Below are 20,055 nucleotides of genomic sequence, written 5' to 3'. Positions count from 1 at the left end.
AATTCGAGTTCCTTTGTAGGGGTATATGGTTCAGGTATCAGACGCCGATCGCGGCGAGCTCGGCCTCGATGGCCGCCTCCAGCCGCTCCCGGATCTCGGGGACCGCGATCTTCTGGATGATTTCGTGGAAGAAGCCGCGCACCACCAGACGGCGGGCCGCATCCTCCGGAATACCGCGAGCGCGCAAGTAGAACAGCTGCTCGTCGTCGAAACGACCGGTCGCGGATGCGTGTCCGGCACCGACGATCTCACCGGTCTCGATCTCCAGGTTCGGCACCGAATCGGCACGCGCGCCGTCGGTGAGCACCAGATTGCGGTTCACCTCGAAGGTGTCGGTGCCCTCGGCGGCGGCGCGGATGAGCACGTCACCGATCCACACCGTGCGGGCATCACCCTTGGGCGAATGCGGATCACCCTGCAGCGCACCCTTGTACAGCACATTCGACTTGCAGTGCGGCACCGCATGGTCGACGAGCAGGCGCTGCTCGAAGTGCTGACCGGCATCGGCGAAATAGAGGCCGAGTAGTTCGGCGTCGCCGCCGGGACCGTCGTAGCGGACGTTCGCGGTGAGGCGCACCAGATCGCCGCCCAGTGTCACCGCAATATGCCGCAGGGTCGCGTCGCGACCGAGCTTGGCGTGGTGCGCGGTGGTGTTCACGGCATCGTCGGCCCAGTCCTGGACCGCGACGACGGTCAGCTTCGCGCTGTCACCGAGCACGAATTCAACGTTCTCGGCGTAGGTTCCGCTGCCGCGCTGGTCGATGACCACGGTGGCGACCGCGAAATTGCCGAGGCGAATCTGCAGGTGCCCGTAGGCGGTCTTGCCCTCGCCGGGACCGGTGACCGTGACGACGACCGGCTCGGCGACCTCGGTCTCCACGCCGACCGTCACGACCGTCGCCGACTCGAAGCCCGAGTACGCCTGGGCGGCAACACGATCCGACGGCACACCGGCGGCGCCGAGACGAGAGTCGGTGCGCACCACCGTCTCCACGTTCACACCGGCAACCGAGGAGACCTCAACCGTGGCCTTGCCGTCGCGGACCGCGGTGCCATCGTGCAGACCGCGCAGTCGACGCAGCGGGGTGAACCGCCACGCCTCGTCCTTGCCCGAAGGCACCTCGAAGGCGTTCACGTCGTAGGAGGTGAAGACCTCACCCTTGTTGGTCGCGGCCCCTGCGCCCGGGTTCTGAATCGGCTTCGCGGTGTTCTCGCCTTCTACCGCCCCGATCACACCAGTCGCCATCAGCCAACGGCCCCTTCCATCTGCAGCTCGATGAGCCGGTTCAGTTCCAATGCGTATTCCATCGGGAGTTCCTTGGCGATCGGCTCGACAAAGCCGCGCACCACCATCGCCATCGCCTCGTCCTCGGTGAGGCCGCGGCTCATCAGGTAGAACAGCTGGTCCTCGGACACCTTCGAAACCGTCGCCTCGTGGCCCATGGTCACGTCGTCCTCGCGGATGTCGACGTAGGGGTAGGTGTCGGAGCGGCTGATCGTATCGACCAGCAGCGCATCACATTTCACGGTCGACTTGGAACCGTGCGCGCCCTTGTTGACCTGGACCAGACCACGATAGGAGGCCCGGCCGCCACCGCGCGCCACCGACTTCGACACGATGGTCGAGGAGGTGTGCGGCGCCAGGTGCAGCATCTTCGCGCCGGTGTCCTGGTGCTGGCCCTCGCCGGCGAATGCGACCGAGAGCACCTCACCCTTGGCGTACTCACCCATCATCCACACGGACGGGTACTTCATGGTGACCTTGGAGCCGATATTGCCGTCGATCCACTCCATGGTCGCGCCCGCCTCCGCCTTGGCCCGCTTGGTGACCAGGTTGTAGACGTTGTTCGACCAGTTCTGGATGGTGGTGTAGCGGCAGCGGCCGCCCTTCTTCACGATGATCTCGACCACCGCGGAGTGCAGCGAGTCGGACTTGTAGATCGGCGCGGTGCAGCCCTCGACGTAGTGCACGTAGGCGCCCTCGTCGACGATGATCAGGGTCCGCTCGAACTGGCCCATATTCTCGGTATTGATCCGGAAGTAGGCCTGCAGCGGAATGTCGACGTGCACGCCCGGCGGCACGTAGATGAACGAACCACCCGACCACACGGCGGTGTTCAGCGCGGAGAACTTGTTGTCACCGGCCGGAATGACCGAGCCGAAGTACTGCTTGAAGATCTCCGGGTGCTCGCGCAGACCGGTGTCGGTGTCGAGGAAGATGACGCCCTGCTTCTCGAGGTCCTCGCGGATCGAGTGGTAGACGACCTCCGACTCGTACTGCGCGGCGACACCCGCGACCAGGCGCTGCTTCTCCGCCTCCGGGATGCCGAGCTTGTCGTAGGTGTTCTTGATGTCCTCGGGCAGGTCTTCCCAGCTCTCGGCCTGCTTCTCGCTGGAGCGCACGAAGTACTTGATGTTGTCGAAGTCGATGCCGTCGAGGTTGGAGCCCCACTTCGGCATCGGCTTGCGATCGAAGATGCGCAATGCCTTGAGCCGGTGTTCGAGCATCCACTCGGTCTCGTTCTTCTTGGCCGAGATGTCGCGGACGACAGCCTCGGACAGGCCTCGTTGCGCACTGGCACCGGCCACATCCGAATCGGCCCAGCCGTAACCGTATTTGCCCAGGGAAGCAATGGTTTCTTCCTGAGTGAGCGGTTGCACCTGGTCGGTGGTCGTCGTCATTCGGCACTCCTTCCGGAGTCGTTCGTACGTACCGCTGCGGGCTGTGCAGCGGGCTTTCGGGAAGCGTTCGCGTTATCGGTGACAGGGAGAACGAACAGCGGCACATGGGTCGTGCACGCGCAATCGCCGTTGGCGATGGTCGCAAGTCGCTGTACGTGGGTTCCGAGCAGGTCCCGGAAAGCCTCGAGTTCGGCCTCGCACAACTGCGGGAATTCTTCGGCGACGTGGGCCACCGGGCAGTGGTGCTGGCAGATCTGTACGCCCGCGCCGACCTTGCGGGTGGACGCGGCGAATCCGGCGTCGGTGAAGGCCTCGGCGATCTCGTCCGCCTTGGCGGTAGTGGTCTCGGGGGTGTGCTCGGCGACCGGTTCGATGCCCTTGACAATGGTCCGCGCCCGCTTGCGCGCGAAATCGGTAATGGCCTGCTCGCCGCCGATCTCACCGAGCTGGCGAACGGCCGCCCCGGCCAGATCGTCGTAGGCGTGCCCGAGCCGTCCCCGGCCGACGGCCGTCAGCTGATATTGCTTGGCGGGGCGGCCGCGCCCCTTCTGCTGCCACGGCGCCGAACGGCTGGCCCGCGCCTGACCGGATTCGATCAGTGCGTCCAGGTGCCGACGGACACCAGCTGGCGTCAGGCCGAGCTTGGTACCGATCGCGGTCGCGGTGATCGGGCCCTCTTCGAGCAGTAGCTGGACCACAGCGGCGCGAGTATGTCCCTCACCGCCCATAACCAGGGTCGCGGGCGCAGCAGCGGTCGCGGCACCGGTACGGCCACCGGTCCCGCCGTCCTCGTCGTGCGGCGAACCCACGGTTTTCACAACACCAGTGTGACGGAATTAGTTCCCGGAATCTAATAAGGGTGCCCTGACTTGACCGGGCCGATGACCTGCACTGGAGCGTTATTCGGGCGGCGTTAAGATGCGGCACGCTCGCCACCTGCGGATCTCGGGCGACGGCCGGCCCGAACACCCGGCGGAATTGCGAGTGCGATTTAGGCCACACGTCGGTGGCGAAAATCCGTCAGCGCGTCCGACCGCGGTGAGCGGTGGGCCGATTCGATTCTCCGCGGCCGCGCCCGGCACCGGATCCGTACGCAGTGCGAACGTGCCCGGTGGACGGTCCCGTGGCGCACCGGACACGCCGGTGGAATCGGCTACGCTGGCCGCGTGATGTCAGGCGAACACGGCGAAGCAGGTGTCGAACGCAGCCGGTCGACCACCTCGGGCACCCTGATTCGCCTGCGTAGGACCGCGCCGATCAGCACCGCCGTCTCGCTGGGGCGTCGGATCATCGGTCTGGATGTCGCGCCCGACCACACCGTCGGCGATACGCTGCACATCAACGAACCCGAGGCCGCCGAACTCAATCCGCAGGAGACCGCGCAATTGCGCCGGGTCCGGCTGCTGGGCGCGACGGGCTCGGTCATGATGGCCATCGGCGCACTCGGCCTCGGCGCCCAACCCACATTGCAGAATCCGACCTACGGCAAGGCCATTCTCGGACTGCCCGCGCGCGTACACAACTCGGGGTTGGCCACCACCATGGTCGGCACGGTCATCGTGATGCTGGCCTGGCTGCTGCTCGGCCGATTCGCACTCGGCTTGCAATCCAACCGCATTCGCCGCATCAGCCGCTCGCAACTGGACCGCACGCTGCTGTTGTGGATACTCCCGCTGTCGGTCGCACCACCGATGTTCAGTCAGGACGTCTATTCCTATCTGGCCCAGGGTGAGATCGCGGCGAGCGGACTCGATCCCTATGACGTCGGCCCGGTGCAGGGGTTGGGCCAGGACCATATTCTCACGCGCAGCGTCCCCAATATCTGGCAGAATTCGCCCGCGCCGTACGGCCCGCTATCGATATGGCTGGGCAAGGGCATCGCCGAAATCGTCGGCGACAATATGCTCGCCGGAGTACTACTGCACCGAATGCTGGCGCTGCTCGGCGTGGCCTGCATCGTTTGGGCGCTGCCACGATTGGCACAGCGGTGCCGAGTGTCGCCGGTCGCCGCATTGTGGCTGGGTGCCGTGAACCCGCTCGTGATATTTCATCTGGTATCCGGTGTACACAATGAGGCCATGATGCTCGGCCTGATGCTGGTCGGGTTGGAATATTGTCTGGCGGCCCTGAGCAATATCGGACCGATGCGCGGACACGCGCTCGTGCTGCTTTTATCGGGCACCACCCTGATAGCGCTATCCGCGATGGTCAAGATTCCGTCGATGCTGGCGCTGGCGTTCGTGTGGATGGCACTGAGCCGAAAATGGGGTGGCGATTGGCGTGCTGTGCTCAGATCCGCGCTGTTCCTCGGTGGCGTCACAGGTACCGTCATGCTCGCGGTATGTCTGGGCAGCGGACTCGGCTTCGGTTGGATAGACACCCTGACCATGGCCAACTCGGTGCGCAGCTGGATGTCACTGCCCACCGCGCTGGGAGTCGTCACCGGATTCGGTGGGGTGCTACTCGGATTGGGGGACCACACCACTGCGCTGTTGAGCATCACCCGACCGATCGCGGCGATCGCGGCCTCGCTGATCGTGGTGCGGCTCATGGTGGCCACCTGGCGAGGTCGGCTGCATCCGGTCGGCGCGCTCGGCGTTGCCTTCGGCGCGGTCGTCCTGCTGTTCCCTGTGGTGCAGCCCTGGTATCTGCTCTGGGGCATCGTCCCGCTGGCGGCCTGGGCCAGCCGACCCGCCTTCCGGGTCTCGGCCACGATCGCCTCGGCGGCGATCAGCGTCATGCTCATGCCATCGGGCAGTGAAATCCAGCCCTTCGTCCTTATCTATGCGGCCTGCATCACCATCCTCACCTGCACGCTGATGATCCTGGCCACCCGCAAGTCGCTGCCCTGGCGGCTGAACCAGGTCGGTGCCGCCCCGGCGCCGAGCACGGCCGGTCCGGCCGGACCACAGAACTGACGAGGCAGGGGTGTCGTCCGGGTCACATCGGTCGACCGCTTACGGTGTGACACCGTGAGGGAGCGAAGCGAGCGAACAATGGGCACAGCACCCTTGGACGCGACGGAGCCGAGCACCGAGGCGCGCACGTGACCGCAGCCTCGGAACCCGCCGTCCGTATCGACGGCGTCGTCAAGCGTTACGGCGAGACCACTGCCGTCGACGGAATCAGCTTCGCGGTCGAACGGGCCCAGGTGCTGGCCCTGCTCGGCCCCAACGGCGCTGGCAAAACCACGACCGTCGAGATGTGCGAGGGGTTCAAAACCCCGGATACCGGTTCGGTCCGAGTGCTCGGACTCGATCCGATCGCCGACTCGGACCGACTGCGGCCGCGCATCGGCGTCATGCTGCAGGGCGGTGGTGCGTACCCGGGTGCGCGTGCCGGTGAAATGCTCGACCTGGTCGCCGCCTACTCGGCCGATCCGCTCGATCCCCAGTGGTTGCTGAAAACCCTTGGCCTGCAGGACAACCGGCGCACACCGTACCGACGGCTGTCCGGTGGCCAGCAACAGCGACTCGCCCTGGCCTGTGCGCTGGTCGGGAAGCCCGAGATCGTCTTCCTCGACGAACCGACCGCCGGCCTGGACGCACAGGCTCGACTCATCGTATGGGAGCTGATCGACGCGCTGCGCCGCGACGGCGTCACGGTGCTGCTCACCACACACATGATGGACGAGGCCGAGCAACTGGCCGACCAACTGGTGATCATCGATCACGGACAGATCGTCGCCTCCGGGACGCCCGCCGAGGTGACCGCGCACGGCGCGGCTGGTCAGTTGCGTTTCTCCGCTCCGCCGAAGCTCGATCTGCGGCTGCTGAAAACCGCACTGCCGGAAGGATTCTCGCCGCGCGAGACGATGCCAGGGCATTATCTCATCGAGGGTGAGATCGATCCGCAGGTGCTGGCGACGGTGACCGCGTGGTGTGCACAGCAGAATGTGCTGGCGACCGATATCCGAATCGATCAGCGTCGCCTCGAGGACGTCTTCCTGGAACTCACCGGACGGGACCTACGCGGATGAATCAGCCAGATCTCGTCGGAAACCGCTTCGCGCCGGGCACTTTCACTCCCGATCCGCGCCCGAGCAGTCGTCTGACCATGATGACGGCGCAGACCCGGCTCGAGCTGATCCTGCTGCTGCGCAATGGCGAACAGTTGTTGCTCACCATGTTCATTCCGATCACCCTGCTGATCGGGCTCAGCCTGTTGCCGTTCGCGGACCTCGGCAAGGACCGAGTCGACAAGACCGTACCCGCCGTCATGATGGTCGCGGTCATGTCGACCGCCTTCACCGGACAGGCGATCGCGGTCGGATTCGACCGGCGCTACGGTGCGCTCAAGCGCCTCGGCGCTACCCCGCTCCCCCGCTGGGGCATTGTCGCGGGCAAGAGCGCCGCGGTGCTGATCGTGGTCGTGTTGCAGGCAATTCTGCTCGGGGCCATCGGATTCGCACTCGGCTGGCGACCGGACCTCGCCGGGCTCGCCCTCGGTGCGCTCGTGATCGCGCTCGGCACAGCCACTTTCGCGGCAATGGGTCTGCTGCTCGGCGGCACACTCAAGGCGGAGATCGTGCTGGCGCTGGCGAATATCCTGTGGTTCGTCATGCTCGGTATCGCCAGCATCGTGTTCGCATCCGACGATCTGCCCGCAGCGGTGAACGTGCTCGTGCGGCTGGTGCCGTCCGGGGCATTGGCCGTCACGCTGGAAGACGCCATGCGCACCAGCATCGACTGGTTCGGCATCGCCGTCCTCGCCGCGTGGGGCGGCATCTCCGGCTTCCTCGCCACCCGCTTCTTCCGCTTCGACTAGTCCGCCCGAACTCAGGCGGCGGGAGTTTCCCGGCCGATGCCGCCACCTCGAGCGGACAGCAACGACGGGATGTAGTAGACCGGGTGCGGGCGGCTCGGGTGACCCCGCTACCATCGTTGGGTGCTGTCTCGCGCATTCCTGCGACTCGTCGATCTGCTCCCGCTGCCCTCGTTACGGGTGCAGCGACTGATCGCCGTCGCGGTCATCGTCTCCCAGGCGGGTATCGCCGTCACCGGTGCGATCGTGCGAGTCACGGCGTCCGGACTCGGATGCCCGACCTGGCCGCAATGCTTCCCCGGCAGCTTCACCCCGACCGGTGTTGCCGAGGTTCCGGTGCTGCACCAGACCGTCGAGTTCAGCAATCGCATGCTGAGCTTCGCGGTGACATTGTGCGCGGCGCTGATCGTGCTCGCCGTCACCCGTGCCCGCCGCCGTCGCGAGGTGCTGGTGTACGCGTGGTTGATGCCGGGCGGCACGGTCCTGCAGGCGATCATCGGTGGTATCACGGTGCGCACCGGTCTGCTGTGGTGGACGGTGTCGGTGCATCTGCTGGCATCGATGCTGATGGTGTGGGTAGCTGTGGTCATGTTCGCGAAGGTGAGCGAACCCGATGACGGCATCGAGGTGATCCAGGCGCCCGCGCCGCTGCGCTGGCTCACCGGGCTGAGCGGTATCGCGCTCGCCGGCGTCCTCATCGCGGGCACGCTGGTCACCGGCGCCGGGCCGCATGCGGGCGATAAGAGTATCGAGCGACCGGTCGAACGGCTGCAGATCGAGATCGTCACCCTGGTGCACCTGCACTCGCAGCTGCTGGTCGGCTATCTCGCGCTGCTCATCGGTTTGGCCTTCGGCCTCTTCGCCGTCGGCATCACCCCCGCCGTCCGCACCCGACTATTCGTCCTGCTCGCCCTGGTCTGCGCCCAGTCCTTGGTCGGCGTCGTGCAATACTTCACCGACGTCCCCGCCGCCCTGGTCGCCACCCACGTCGGTGGCGCCGCCGCCTGCACCGCCGCCACCGCAGCACTGTGGGCTTCCATGCGAACCCGCGAACACGTCTCGGCACCGGTTCCGAACCCGGCCGAACAGTCGGCGTAGACGGCTCGAACCCCAGCGCTGCATCGCTCCCGAACTCCGATCGACACGGAGATTCGAAACCCTGCGCACACGGGCGCACCGGATGCATAAGCATCCCGGTGCGCAAAGCCGGGCGGTGGATCCCGTTCGACTGGCAAGCTGGCGTTGAGCCACAGATTGCCGACGGCTTCCGGAGTGGCGAAGCCGTCGACGTCGACAGGAGCCCTAGTGAGCACAGCCGGGTCGGTTACCGCAGCGGCGATGAATCCAGCAGGGGCGGGCGCCCGAGCGGCCCAGCTCTTTCCAGAAATCGAGCCGTATGCGCACGGACTTCTCGACGTGGGCGATGGAAACCAGATCTATTGGGAGACCAGCGGGGAACCCGAAAGGCATACCCGCGCTCGTGGTGCACGGTGGGCCCGGTGGCGGTGGGCGACGCGGATCGCGAAAGTTGTTCGACCCCAGCGTGTATCGGATCGTATTGTTCGATGACCGGTCCCGAATCGATCGATCTGGCCGGACTGCCGAAGTTGCGGCTGGTGCAGATGCTCACGGCCGGGACCGAACGATGGATCGGTCGGCTGCCCGGCGGGGTAATGCTGTCGAATGCCCGCGGCGCGCATGGCGGCAGTTCCGCGGAATGGGTTGTCGCGGCCCTGCTGACGATCTATCGCGACCTGTTCGAGTTCGCCGACGCCCGACTGCGCCGCCATTGGCAGTACCACCAGACCGACACCCTGGCTGGCAAGCGAATTCTCGGCATCGGCGCGGGTGATCTCGGTATCGAATTGCGCCGCAGGCTGGAGGCTTTCGATGCGACCTTGACGCTGGTCGGCACGACGGCCAGAGACGGGGTGCACGGCGTCGACGAATTGCCGGAACTGCTCGGCGACTACGACGCCGTCGTACTGATGGTTCCGGTGACCGAGCAGACCATCGGCATGGTCGACGCGCAATTCCTCGCCGCGATGGCAGATGGCGCGATATTGGTGAACGTCGCGCGGGGTCCCATCGTCCAGACCGAAGCACTGCTCGCTGAACTCGACTCAGGGCGGCTTCGTGCCGCCTTGGACCTCACCGACCCCGAGCCACTGCCATCCGATCACCCCCTGTGGGCAACGCCCGGTCTAGTGCTCACGCCGCACGTCGCAGGCAGTAGCCGAGGCAGTCTCGACCGTGCCTACGCCGTAGTCGCCGCGGAAATCACTCGATACGCGGCTGGGCAACCTCCGAAAAACCTTGTGCGCGGCGATTACTGACGGCCTGGCACACCATCGACGCCGCTTGGTCGACGGACAGATCACAGCCGCGGCCGAGTCACCCGCGCGAGCGTCCTGATCAGCACATCCGATGCCAGCCGCACACGCTGGATGCGCAATCCCGCGTAGCACGGGTCGCCGTTCTCGACGAGGCCGACGATCATCGGCTCGTCCAGATGTTCCGCGGCGAAGGCATACACCTGCTCCAGCTTGGGGACGATCAGTCCATAGTCGAGCGCTCGTGCGACGCGGCCCTCCAGCGCGAGCACCGCCTCGACCGATAATTCCGTCAGTGGATACACCTCGGGAAATACATTGCGCAGGTCGAGGAACAGGCGAACCGAGCTGCGCCGTGGATCGGCCGACCAGCCGCCGAGACGCCCGAACCGGCCCAGCGCCAGCGTCGGCCGCGCCACCAGCGCATGGGTGAACAGCACCCGCATCAGCGTCACATTGATCATCAGTCGCTCGGCGGGCAGTTCGGCCTCGGCCAACTCCTGATGCGCCAAATAGCCGGAGACGATGCTGCGGTTATGCGCCCGGTACCACGCCGCGGGAGAAGGTGCGATGAGGAATTCGAGCCATAGCCGGGCACCCGGTGTCGACGCGTCGCGGATACCGGACTGATGCAGCAGTGCGGCCTCGAGTTTGTCGTGCAGCAGACGGTCGTTGATGGCGCGCCACCATGGGCTGCCGGTCTCCGGATCGAGCACGCCGCGCGCGAGTTCCCAACGTAGGAAGGCGATTTCGGCGCGGCCGTAGCCGCGCAGCGCGGGTGGATAGCAGCTCTCGGCCAGCGCCACGCGCCGGTGCGCGTCGGCATGCGCGGCACCGACCCGCCGAGCCGCCAGCTCGCTCGCCCTATCCGCGTTCATCGTCTCCTACTCTACGATCCGGAGGTCGTCCGCACCCGAAACCGCAGACCCATCATTATTCCGATGTCTCTTATCGGTGATCCTATTGGTGCCTCGATGAATGGGTGCCTAACCTCGACATAGCGACGAACCGACACTCTGGATATCCACCGTCGGAGCGTCGACCCATTCCCGATCAGGAGGCATACGATGTCGAAGGTTTTGTTCGTCATGACCGGCGTCGACTACTGGACGCTCGCCGATGGCACCGAACATCCGACCGGCTACTGGGCCGAAGAGATGGTGGCGCCGTATCGCGCGATCAAGACGGCGGGTCACGAGATCGTGGTGGCCACTCCCGGCGGTGTGGTGCCGACGGTCGACCAGGGCAGTCTCGCGCCCGAGGCGAACGGTGGCGCGGACGGTGCCGCGGAGATCGCCCGGACCCTCGCCGACGCGGCGGAGCTGCGCAGCCCGGTCCGGCTCGAGGATGTCGACCTGGGCGACTACGACGCCGTCTACTACCCGGGCGGACACGGACCGATGGAAGATCTGTCGGTGAATGCCGACTCCGGCGCCCTGCTCAATGCCGCACTGACCTCGGGCAAACCGCTCGGCATCGTCTGCCACGCGCCCGCCGCACTGCTCGCGACCGCCATCGATGGCGATTCCCCGTTCGTCGGCTTCCGAGTCACCGCATTCACCAATGCCGAAGAGGCACAGGCCGGATTCGCCGACAAGGCCAAGTGGCTGCTGCAGGATCGGCTGGTCGAGCTCGGCGTCGATTTCCGCGAGGGTGAGCCGTGGGCCCCGCATATCGAGGTCGATCGCAATCTCTTCACCGGCCAGAATCCCGCCTCGTCCGCACCGTTGGCCGCGGAGATTGTCAAAGCGCTGGACTGATTCCTCCGGCCCGCCATCGTCGCTATGTCAAGGGCAGGAGACAAGAGGGCATAAGGGAAACGTAAAGATCGCTTGCGCCAACGGCTCTCGGAATTCGCGAGGTCTACCGTGGAGTGGTCGAACCGCGGCAGGGAGGTGTCGGTGGCGACAGACGTGATCGGCAAGATCGCCCGCGTCACCGCGACGATCAAGCCGGACCATCTCGGCGAAGTTCTGATCGAGGTGCGGGCGGGCACCGAGCGATTTCTCGCGCGCCCTGCCGATGGGGCGACAACCATTCCGAGGCATGCCCAGGTACTCGTGGTCGGGAGCCTGGGTGGGCGCACGGTTGAAGTCACTCCCCTGAAATGAAGGTTCATCATGGACGTCCTGATACTGGTCGTCGTCGGCATCGCCGTTGTCGTGCTGTTCCTGGCCGCCGTGCTCTTCCGGTTGTCCTGGCGGGTCGCCGAACCCGATGAAGCACTGATCATCTCCGGATTCCGTGCGGGTGAAGGACAGACCTTCGGCGAGAGCATGGGCTTCCGGATCGTCACCGGACGCGGCAGTCTGGTCGCCCCCGGTTTGACCAAGGTGCGCCGAATCTCGTTGGAGGCGCACGAAAGTCAGATCACCGTTCCCTGTGTCAGCCAGCAGAAGATCAGTCTGCAGCTGGCCGGTGTGGTGGTCTACAAGGTCGGTGACGACTACCGGTCCATCGCGAATGCGGCCCGCCGGTTCCTGGATCGCCCGGCCGAGGAGTTGGAAACCAAGGTGCAGAACGTCTTCGTGGGTCATCTGCGCGCGATCGCGGGTTCGATGACCGTCGAGGATATGATCAGCGACCAGGACCAATTCTCCGAGCAGGTCCGCGACCGATGCTCCCAGGAGATGGAATCCTTCGGACTCGTGATCGACAGCTTCCAGATCCAGTCCATTGCCAGCGGCTCGAATTACATTGCCAATCTCGCGATTCCGCATCAGGCGGCGGTCGAGCAGCAGGCCCGCATCGCCCGCGCCAATGCCGAGCGCGAAGCCATCGAGCAGGAGCAGGCCGCGCAGGCACAGATCGCACTCGCGATGCGCGACACCCAGATCAAGAAGGCCGGATACCAGGCCGAGGTGGACAGCGCGAGTCAGGAAGCCGCCCAGCAGGGTCCGCTCGCCGATGCCAAGGCCCGCCAGGCCGTAGTCGAAATGGCAACGCGCGTTGCACAACTGGAAGCGCAGCAGAAGGAACAGCAACTGCAGGTCGAGATCCGCAAACCGGCGGATGCCGAGGCCTATCGCCAGACCACTCTGGCCACCGCGGGCCGCGACGCGCGGATCAGCCAGGCCGAGGCCGATGCCCAAGAGACGCGGCTGCGCGCGGAAGCCGCTGCGGCACAGACGAAGATGCAAGCACTCGCCGAGGCCGAGGCGATCAAACTGCGCGCCGCCGCCCAGGCCGAGGCCACCCGGCTCACCGGTCAGGCCGAGGCCGATGCCATCAAGGCCAGGGGCCTGGCCGAGGCCGATGCCGTGCGCGCGCATATGGCCGCCGAGGCCGCAGGTATCCAACAGCGGGCCGAGGCGATGAGCCAGAACCAGGAGGCCGTCATCGCACAGCAGATCGCCGAGAAGCTCCCGCAGATCGTGGCCGCGGCGGCGGCACCGTTCGAGCACGTCGATCAGTTCACGGTGTTGAACGGCGCACAGGGTGTCACGTCGGCCTTGGCCGAGATCATTCAGCAGGCGGGTGCGCTCACCTCGATTGCGCGCGAATCCCTGTTGCCCGCAATGAATCCCAGTGCGAACGGGCACCAGAACGGCGAGGTCGAACTCCAGAAGTAGGCCGCGGGTCGGCGGCGAACTCCGACAGCTCGCCGCCGCTACCCGAAGTACCCTTCGGTAAGGGCCGTTGGTCCCTTGTTCGATATTCGGTGTCTCTGCGAACGTGATACGTCGGATCGTCGGCAAGGAAAGCGAACTCGCGTTGACATCGCTGTTGTGGATCGCGCTGCCGTATGGCGCGTTCATGTCGTTCGTGCTCGGTCACGTGTGGCGCTACCGGCGCGACGGTTTCCGCAGCTATACCCGCTATCCGGAGATGGACCGCGGCCAGCGGATCGGATCGATGGCATTTCGGGCCGGGGTGTGCCTCGTCGTCCTCACCCGCCTCATCCAAGTGATCACCGCCGAACCTCAGGCCCGCCCCTCCGGTGTACTGCACGTGGTCACCACGATCGTGCAGGTCGGCGGGGTCGCGGCGGCCACGATCGGGGCGGTGTTGCTGTTCCTACCCGAACTGATCGCCGGTCCGTCGCGTCCGGTGATCACCCCACTCGACCGCATCACCTTCCCCGCCATGACGGCCGCGCTGCTGTCCGGCGTGATCATCGAATTCGACCCGCTCACGGTGGGACGCGAATATCGAACCGGGGATACGCTTTTCGCCTGGTTCCGCTCGCTGTGCACCATCGATCCGCACCCCGAGGCCATGCAGCATGCCCCGCTCATCTACCAGGCACGCGGATTGATCCTGCTGCTGGTTCTCGGCATCTGGCCCTTCACCCGACTCGCGGGCATCTTCGCGGGCCCGGTCGTGCGGCTGGTCCTGCGCGGCGTCCCACGCGAATCTCGCGGAGTCGACGGCGCGACCACCGGAGCCTGACCGGAGGCAGCCCAGCAGCACGGGGGGGTGTGGGGCCGCCCCCACAGGGGCCGAACGGCTCAGTTCTCGTTGCGCGCCTTGGGAAAACGGGTCTGGCGGGCAACCCATCCGGCCATCTTGGCCCAGTGTCCCTTCCGCGGGGTGACCACCGAAATCAGCTCGCGGTCCCATTCATCGGCCTCGGTGAGGCCATCGATGGTCTCGACCAATTCCTTGGCGGTCGCCAGATCGTCGACCACCCGGTCACCGAGGACACCGTCGGAGCCGACCAGGGTGACGCGGACGCCCGCGCGGCCGATCGGCTGCAGCACGGCAGTGGCGGAGCCGCCGTGCTCGGCGACGAATCCCTTGACCGAATCCACTAGGGAACCCGACAGCTGCACTGGGGCGGTGGCGGCTTGAGCACTCATGGCGGCTAGTTTACTGACCGGTACGTTCGGGTCCAGCCCCGTGGGTGTAGAACAGATCTCATGCGCGCTATTCAGGTTTCCGAGCACGGTGGTCCCGAAGTCCTGAACTACGTCGAGGTGCCGGATCCGCAGATCGGTCCGGATCAGCTGCTCGTCGACACCGAGGCGATCGGCATCAACTTCATCGACACCTATGTCCGCACCGGCCGTTATCCGCAGGCAGTCCCCTACGTTCCCGGCGCCGAGGGCACCGGCGTGGTGGCCGAGGTCGGCGCGAATGCGACCGAATTCGCCGTCGGCGACCGGGTCGCCTGGGCAGCCGCCCCCGGCAGCTATGCCCAGCGGGTCGCGGTACCGGCCGCGGTCGCGGTCAAGGTGCCCGACGGTGTCGACGCATCGGTTGCAGCGTCGGCGCTGCTACAGGGTATGACGGCGCACTACTTGATCGAATCGATCTACAAGCCCGAACCCGGCGAGACCGTGCTGGTGCACGCGGGCGCCGGTGGTGTCGGCCTGTTGCTCACTCAACTCGCCGTTGCGCGCGGCGTGCGGGTGATCACCACGGTTTCCTCGGACGCGAAGGAGAAGCTGTCGCGCGAGGCGGGCGCAACCGAGGTGCTGCGCTACACCGATGATCTCGCCGAGCAGGTTCGCGCACGCACCGTCGGCGTCGGCGTCGCCGCCGTATACGACGGTGTCGGCGCGGCCACCTTCGAGGCCAGCCTGGCGGCTTTGCGGGTGCGCGGCACGCTGGCCCTCTTCGGTGCGGCCAGCGGCCCGGTACCGCCCTTCGATCTGCAGCGCCTCGGCCCGGCCGGTTCACTGTTCGTCACCCGTCCCACACTGGCTCATTACACCCGTGACCGCGCCGAATTGCTCTGGCGCGCAACCGATATCCTCACCGCGATCGCCAACGGCACGCTGCACGTGCGGATCGGTGCCACCTATCCGCTGGCCGAGGCCGAGCAGGCGCACCGCGATCTCGAGGGCCGCAAGACCACCGGCTCGATCGTCCTGCTGCCGTAGGCCCGCGCCGACGGTCGCGCACCGGCGCGGCCGTCGGGTCTGGAATCCCTTGCTCGGCAGCTCAATTCGCCCCGACGCCGGTTCCGCTGCCCGGCAGCCCGATTCGCATATCGCAGCGTTGCCGGATCAGTAGTCCTGTCCGGTCAGGCCGCGGTAGATGAACCGCGTCAACCCTTCGATCGCCTGTTCATCGGACAGCACGACGGTACCGTCGTCGACCGCCGTCAACATACCCTGGGCAACCTGGAACATCATCGCCAAGCTGGCATCGATGCTGCCCGGCAGCCGTAATCCCTTGTCGGCCAGGCCATCCAGATGATCGGCGATATCCGCACGCTGTTCGACCCCGAACTGTCCGAGCACGCGGGCGAAATCCTCGCTGACAATCGCCGCCTGAGTCATCGCGCGCAGTACCGGCGCATGTTCCCGCGCGAAGGTCCAATACGCGGCGATGTGAAACCGCACCGCCTCCGGATCACTGAAATCGGACTTGTGTTCGGGCTGCTCCGCGCGCTCGTCCCCGGCGCTCGCGAGATCGTTCAGTAGCGCCTGAAGCAACTCCTCCTTGCTCGCGAAGTGGTTGTAGAACGATCCGGCCGCACGCCCCGCCGCGGCGGTGATGTCGGTGATCTTGGTGTTCAAGTAGCCGCGTTCGGCGAACACCCGCCGCGCCGCATCCTTCAGTGCCTGTTCGGTCTCTGCGGACTTCTCCCGGCGACTCGACGTCACTCGCACCACCTCCTTGACACGAAAACCTATCAACCCCATACTGAATTTAAATTCAGTGAATTTCAATTCAGATTGGTGAGGACCATGAAAGCAGCAGTCCTGCGCGGCGCCGGCGAGGGTCCGGTATACGCCGACTTCGACGAGCCTCAGGTGACCGAGGGCCGGGAACTGGTCGAACTGGTGGCGGCGGGCATCCATCCGATCGTTCGATCGCTCGCGGCCAGTAAGCACTACGGCAGCACCGACGCCTATCCACTGATCCCGGGCCTCGATGCGGTGGCCCGCACCGCCGACGGCGCACTCGTCTACACCGGCTTCCTGCAGGCCCCTTACGGCACGTTGGCCGAACGCATGGCGGTACCCACGCGGATGCGGATTCCGCTCCCGACCGGCGCCGATCCCGCGCGTATCGCCGGTGGCCTCAATCCAGGGTTGTCCTCGTGGCTGGTCCTGCGCGAACGCCGCGACGCACTGCCCGCCCAGCAGCTGGGCACCGTCCTGATCCTCGGCGCCACCGGGGCCGCGGGCCTGCTGGCCGTGCAGAACGCCTTCGCACTCGGCGCGGACCGGGTGATCGCCGCCGGACGCAATCCGTCGGCACTCGAGCGAGCCGCGGGATACGGCGCGACCACGGTCGCGCTCCAGGACGACAAAGACGCCACCGCCACAGCGCTGACCGAAGCGATCGGCACGGAGGCGCCCAGCCTGGTGCTCGACTATGTGTGGGGCGCACCGGCCGAGGCCGCCTTCGCGGCCCTCGGACGCCGAGGCATGACCGAGGACGATGCGGATATCGCCTACATCCAGATCGGCGCAATGGCAGGTACCGAAGCGGCCATCCCGGCCGCCCTGTTGCGCAGCCGCCGCATCACGATCTCCGGTAGCGGGGCCGGATCCGCGTCGGTGCAGTCGATCCTGGCCGCCATTCCCGAATACATGCAGCTGATCGCCGACGGCCGGTTGGATACCACCGTGCAGGAGTTCGCGCTGTCGAAGATCGAAGACGCGTGGGCCGCAGCGCAATTCTGCGCCGCCCGGGTGGTCGTGATCCCGGACTGATCCATCGACGACAAGCCGCAACCCACCGACGCAATTCAGTACGGAGACATCGTGCACGTCCACACGCAAGTACTCATCGCAGGTGCCGGTCCCACCGGCCTCACTCTCGCCATCGACCTGGCCCGCCGCAATATTCCGGTGCGCATTATCGACCGGGCCACCGAATTCTTCGCCGGATCGCGCGGCGACGGTATCCAGCCACGCACACTCGAAGTCTTCGACGACCTCGGCGTGCTGGATGCGGTTCGCCGAGCCGGATCACCGTCACCGGTAATCCGCGCGTACTCCGGCAATGAATTCGCGGGCGAACATCGGATGGCCGAACCGGTCGAGCCGACACCCACGGTCCCCTACCCCAACCTCTGGGTGCTCGGACAATCGCGGACCGAGGCCATCCTGCGGGACCGGCTCGCGGAATTCGGTGTGTTGGTCGAACTCGCCACGGCGCTGGTCGGTTTCGAACAGGACGAGACAGGCGTCAGCGTCGAGTTGGCGCACGACGGTGTCGTCGAGACGCTGCGGGTCGCGTATCTGGTCGGCGCGGACGGCGGCAAGAGTACCGTCCGCAAAGCGCTCGGCATTCCGTTCGAAGGCACCACCGACGATTCGATCCGGATGTTGCTCGGCGATGTCGGTGCCGACGCACTCGATCACGATTACGGCTACTGGTTCGCCGCGGCCGGGCACCCGATGGAGGGAATCATGTTGTCCCCGTTGCCCGGTGGCAGCCAGTTCCAGTTCGGCGCACCATTGGACACCGACGCCGAGCCCACCCTCGAGGTGCTGCAGGAGTACGTCGACCGCTATGCCGGAAATCTGGGAATCGTCCTCACCGATCTCACCTGGGCGACGGTATGGCGGCCGAATATCCGTCTGGCGCAGCGGTTCCGGGAGGGACGGGTATTCCTCGCGGGCGATGCCGCGCATGTCCATCCGCCCACCGGCGGACAGGGCATGAACACCGGTATCCAGGACGCCTACAACCTCGGCTGGAAGCTCGCGGCCGCCGTCGCGGGCGAGGAATCACTGTTGGACAGTTACGAATCCGAGCGCCGCACGGTGGCGGCGCGGGTGCTCGGCATCAGCACCGAACTGTTGGACAAGCTCGTCGACGGCGCGGAGGACGCCATGCAGCGCGGCGAGCAGACCCGTCAACTGGATATCAGCTACCGCGATCCCGCCGACGACGGCGTGCTTGTCGCCGGCGATCGCGCGCCCGACGCACCGGTCAAGGATGGCCAGGGGCGGCCGATTCGACTGTTCGACCTGTTCCGTGGGCCGCACACGACGCTGCTGTCGTTCGGCGAAACCGAGGCGACACCCGAACCCGGTGTCCAGCGGTACACGGTGATCCGCGCGGGCGACCAGGCGACTGGAGAGTACGTCGTGGATGTCGACGGTCACGCATTCACCGCCTACGACGCGGTCGACGGAACCACCGTACGAGTCCGACCCGACGGATATATCGGCTGACCTAGCCGAAGAAGCTGCCGATCGTGTCCCACCCGAGCACCGAATCCACCGCCAGACCACAGAACACCACGGCCAGATAGTTGTTGGACTGCAGGAACAGTCGCAGCGGCTTCACCGATTCACCGCGCCGCACACCGGAGTACAGCTGATGCGCCATGAGCAGGAACCACGCTCCGGCCACCAGCGCCACGGCGGCGTAAACCACACCGGTCGCGGGGACCAGCGCGAGGGTGGTGAGCACGGTGAGCCAGGTGTAGATGACGATCTGCTTGGTGACGGCCTGCTCGGTGGCCACGACCGGCAGCATCGGCACTCCGGCCGCGCGGTAGTCCTCCTTGTAGCGCATGGCCAACGCCCAGGTGTGCGGTGGCGTCCAGAAGAAGATGACACCGAACAGCGCGATCGCGGGCCAGCCGATATTTCCGGTCACCGCCGACCAGCCGACAAGCGCGGGCATACATCCGGCCGCGCCGCCCCACACCACATTCTGCGAGGTGCGGCGCTTGAGGCCGAGGGTGTACACGAAGACGTAGAACAGGATGGTCGCGACGACCAGCAGGCCACTGAGCAGATTCGCCTGCCACCACAGCCAGGCGAACGAGCCGATGCCGAGCGTCACGCCGAAGACGAAGGCGTGCGAGGTCGGCACGGCGTCCCTGGCCAGCGGCCGCTTCGCGGTCCGCTTCATCACCTTGTCGATATCGGCGTCGGCGACACAGTTGAGCGTGTTGGCGCTCGCGGCACCCATCCAACCGCCGAACAGCGTGGCCAGGATCAGGCGGATATCGACATGGCCGCGATCGGCCAGCAGCATTGTCGGGATGGTCGCGACCAGCAGCAACTCGATGACGCGCGGCTTGGTCAACGCAACATAGGCGAGCGGTCGCCGCAGTAGTCGGGACAGCAGGCCATCGCCGGTCAACCGGTCGGCCAGCGCCGTCGCGGAGGAGCCGTGTGCGCCATTGCCACCCGGCTGTTGCCCAATCCGCACTGTCTCTCCTCGCACGCTGTGCATCGCATCCGGCATGAACCACCACCGCCCTCCCCTGCTCGAGCTGGTGCGAGGCGGCAACTACTACACACGATGGTAGACCCAGCCGCACAGCCTTCTTTGCATAGCCCCTCGCTCCGGCATGCGGTCGGAGCGATTCGGCAACATTCCCACGACCGGTCGGTACCCGGCCTCG

General features: G+C 66.2%; 19 protein-coding genes and 1 pseudogene. 13 read left to right on the top strand and 7 right to left on the bottom strand.

Annotated elements, in window-relative coordinates; genetic code table 11:
• Positions 1-37: 37 nt before the first annotated feature.
• The 3 genes from sufD to AB0L58_RS02385 are packed head-to-tail and all read right to left on the bottom strand — an operon-like array spanning position 38 to position 3,410.
• Positions 38-1,246: a Fe-S cluster assembly protein SufD gene (sufD, locus tag AB0L58_RS02395; protein ID WP_364379625.1), complete on the bottom strand. Its 1,209-nt coding sequence runs from the start codon at positions 1,244-1,246 to the stop codon at positions 38-40.
• Complete coding sequence (sufB, locus tag AB0L58_RS02390; protein ID WP_364379622.1) at positions 1,246-2,682, bottom strand: Fe-S cluster assembly protein SufB; 1,437 nt, start codon at positions 2,680-2,682, stop codon at positions 1,246-1,248. The genes sufD and sufB overlap by 1 nt, the downstream gene beginning before the upstream one ends.
• Positions 2,679-3,410, bottom strand: a complete 732-nt coding sequence (locus AB0L58_RS02385; RefSeq protein WP_364380193.1) for a metalloregulator ArsR/SmtB family transcription factor — start codon at positions 3,408-3,410, stop codon at positions 2,679-2,681. The genes sufB and AB0L58_RS02385 overlap by 4 nt, the downstream gene beginning before the upstream one ends.
• Before the next feature lie 441 nt (positions 3,411-3,851).
• On the opposite strand from AB0L58_RS02385, the gene mptB reads away from it, so the two are divergent.
• The 6 genes and pseudogenes from mptB to AB0L58_RS02355 all read left to right on the top strand — a co-directional run bounded on the left by mptB (position 3,852) and on the right by AB0L58_RS02355 (position 9,782).
• Positions 3,852-5,600, top strand: a complete 1,749-nt coding sequence (gene mptB, locus AB0L58_RS02380; protein WP_364380190.1) for a polyprenol phosphomannose-dependent alpha 1,6 mannosyltransferase MptB — start codon at positions 3,852-3,854, stop codon at positions 5,598-5,600.
• Positions 5,601-5,728: 128 nt separating this feature from the next.
• Positions 5,729-6,661 (top strand): ABC transporter ATP-binding protein, encoded by a 933-nt coding sequence (locus AB0L58_RS02375; protein WP_364379619.1) that lies wholly within the window; start codon positions 5,729-5,731, stop codon positions 6,659-6,661.
• Positions 6,658-7,449 (top strand): ABC transporter permease, encoded by a 792-nt coding sequence (locus AB0L58_RS02370; RefSeq protein WP_364379616.1) that lies wholly within the window; start codon positions 6,658-6,660, stop codon positions 7,447-7,449. Before AB0L58_RS02375 ends, AB0L58_RS02370 begins: the two co-directional genes overlap by 4 nt.
• Before the next feature lie 120 nt (positions 7,450-7,569).
• On the top strand, positions 7,570-8,544 hold the full coding sequence (locus AB0L58_RS02365) for a heme A synthase (RefSeq protein ID WP_364379613.1): 975 nt from the start codon (positions 7,570-7,572) through the stop codon (positions 8,542-8,544).
• A gap of 240 nt (positions 8,545-8,784) precedes the next feature.
• Positions 8,785-9,019, top strand: a pseudogene (locus tag AB0L58_RS02360) (prolyl aminopeptidase); the annotation flags it as partial.
• Positions 9,012-9,782, top strand: coding sequence for a 2-hydroxyacid dehydrogenase (locus AB0L58_RS02355; RefSeq protein ID WP_364379610.1), 771 nt, complete (start codon positions 9,012-9,014; stop codon positions 9,780-9,782). The pseudogene AB0L58_RS02360 and the gene AB0L58_RS02355, both read left to right, overlap by 8 nt.
• Positions 9,783-9,823: 41 nt before the next feature.
• Here the strand turns inward: AB0L58_RS02355 and AB0L58_RS02350 are convergent, their stop codons facing one another.
• Positions 9,824-10,657, bottom strand: a complete 834-nt coding sequence (locus tag AB0L58_RS02350; RefSeq protein ID WP_364379607.1) for a hypothetical protein — start codon at positions 10,655-10,657, stop codon at positions 9,824-9,826.
• 189 nt (positions 10,658-10,846) lie between these two features.
• Here AB0L58_RS02350 and AB0L58_RS02345 point away from each other — a divergent pair, with 189 nt between their 5' ends.
• The 4 genes from AB0L58_RS02345 (at position 10,847) to AB0L58_RS02330 (ending at position 14,171) form a co-directional block, all read left to right on the top strand.
• Positions 10,847-11,539 (top strand): type 1 glutamine amidotransferase domain-containing protein, encoded by a 693-nt coding sequence (locus tag AB0L58_RS02345; protein WP_364379604.1) that lies wholly within the window; start codon positions 10,847-10,849, stop codon positions 11,537-11,539.
• Between the two features lie 141 nt (positions 11,540-11,680).
• Positions 11,681-11,890: a hypothetical protein gene (locus tag AB0L58_RS02340; protein WP_357472069.1), complete on the top strand. Its 210-nt coding sequence runs from the start codon at positions 11,681-11,683 to the stop codon at positions 11,888-11,890.
• 9 nt (positions 11,891-11,899) lie between these two features.
• Complete coding sequence (locus AB0L58_RS02335; protein ID WP_364379600.1) at positions 11,900-13,351, top strand: SPFH domain-containing protein; 1,452 nt, start codon at positions 11,900-11,902, stop codon at positions 13,349-13,351.
• Positions 13,352-13,454: 103 nt separating this feature from the next.
• Positions 13,455-14,171 (top strand): respiratory nitrate reductase subunit gamma, encoded by a 717-nt coding sequence (locus tag AB0L58_RS02330; protein ID WP_364379597.1) that lies wholly within the window; start codon positions 13,455-13,457, stop codon positions 14,169-14,171.
• A gap of 59 nt (positions 14,172-14,230) precedes the next feature.
• Here the strand turns inward: AB0L58_RS02330 and AB0L58_RS02325 are convergent, their stop codons facing one another.
• Positions 14,231-14,581 (bottom strand): hypothetical protein, encoded by a 351-nt coding sequence (locus AB0L58_RS02325; RefSeq protein ID WP_364379594.1) that lies wholly within the window; start codon positions 14,579-14,581, stop codon positions 14,231-14,233.
• A gap of 60 nt (positions 14,582-14,641) precedes the next feature.
• On the opposite strand from AB0L58_RS02325, the gene AB0L58_RS02320 reads away from it, so the two are divergent.
• Positions 14,642-15,607, top strand: coding sequence for a quinone oxidoreductase (locus AB0L58_RS02320; protein ID WP_364379591.1), 966 nt, complete (start codon positions 14,642-14,644; stop codon positions 15,605-15,607).
• Positions 15,608-15,733: 126 nt separating this feature from the next.
• Here the strand turns inward: AB0L58_RS02320 and AB0L58_RS02315 are convergent, their stop codons facing one another.
• Complete coding sequence (locus AB0L58_RS02315) at positions 15,734-16,402, bottom strand: TetR/AcrR family transcriptional regulator (RefSeq protein WP_364379589.1); 669 nt, start codon at positions 16,400-16,402, stop codon at positions 15,734-15,736.
• An 18-nt stretch (positions 16,403-16,420) separates the two neighbouring features.
• Here AB0L58_RS02315 and AB0L58_RS02310 point away from each other — a divergent pair, with 18 nt between their 5' ends.
• Both AB0L58_RS02310 and AB0L58_RS02305 read left to right on the top strand, forming a co-directional pair.
• Entirely contained in the window at positions 16,421-17,395 is a 975-nt protein-coding gene (locus AB0L58_RS02310; protein ID WP_364379586.1) for a zinc-binding alcohol dehydrogenase family protein, read from the top strand.
• A 51-nt stretch (positions 17,396-17,446) separates the two neighbouring features.
• Positions 17,447-18,868, top strand: coding sequence for an FAD-dependent monooxygenase (locus AB0L58_RS02305; protein WP_364379583.1), 1,422 nt, complete (start codon positions 17,447-17,449; stop codon positions 18,866-18,868).
• Position 18,869: 1 nt separating this feature from the next.
• Here the strand turns inward: AB0L58_RS02305 and AB0L58_RS02300 are convergent, their stop codons facing one another.
• Positions 18,870-19,859, bottom strand: a complete 990-nt coding sequence (locus tag AB0L58_RS02300) for a heme o synthase (protein ID WP_364379580.1) — start codon at positions 19,857-19,859, stop codon at positions 18,870-18,872.
• Positions 19,860-20,055: the final 196 nt, after the last annotated feature.

This window comes from Nocardia sp. NPDC052112, assembly GCF_040680135.1.
Lineage (GTDB): Bacteria > Actinomycetota > Actinomycetes > Mycobacteriales > Mycobacteriaceae > Nocardia.
This window is presented reverse-complemented; position numbering and strand designations above follow the sequence as displayed.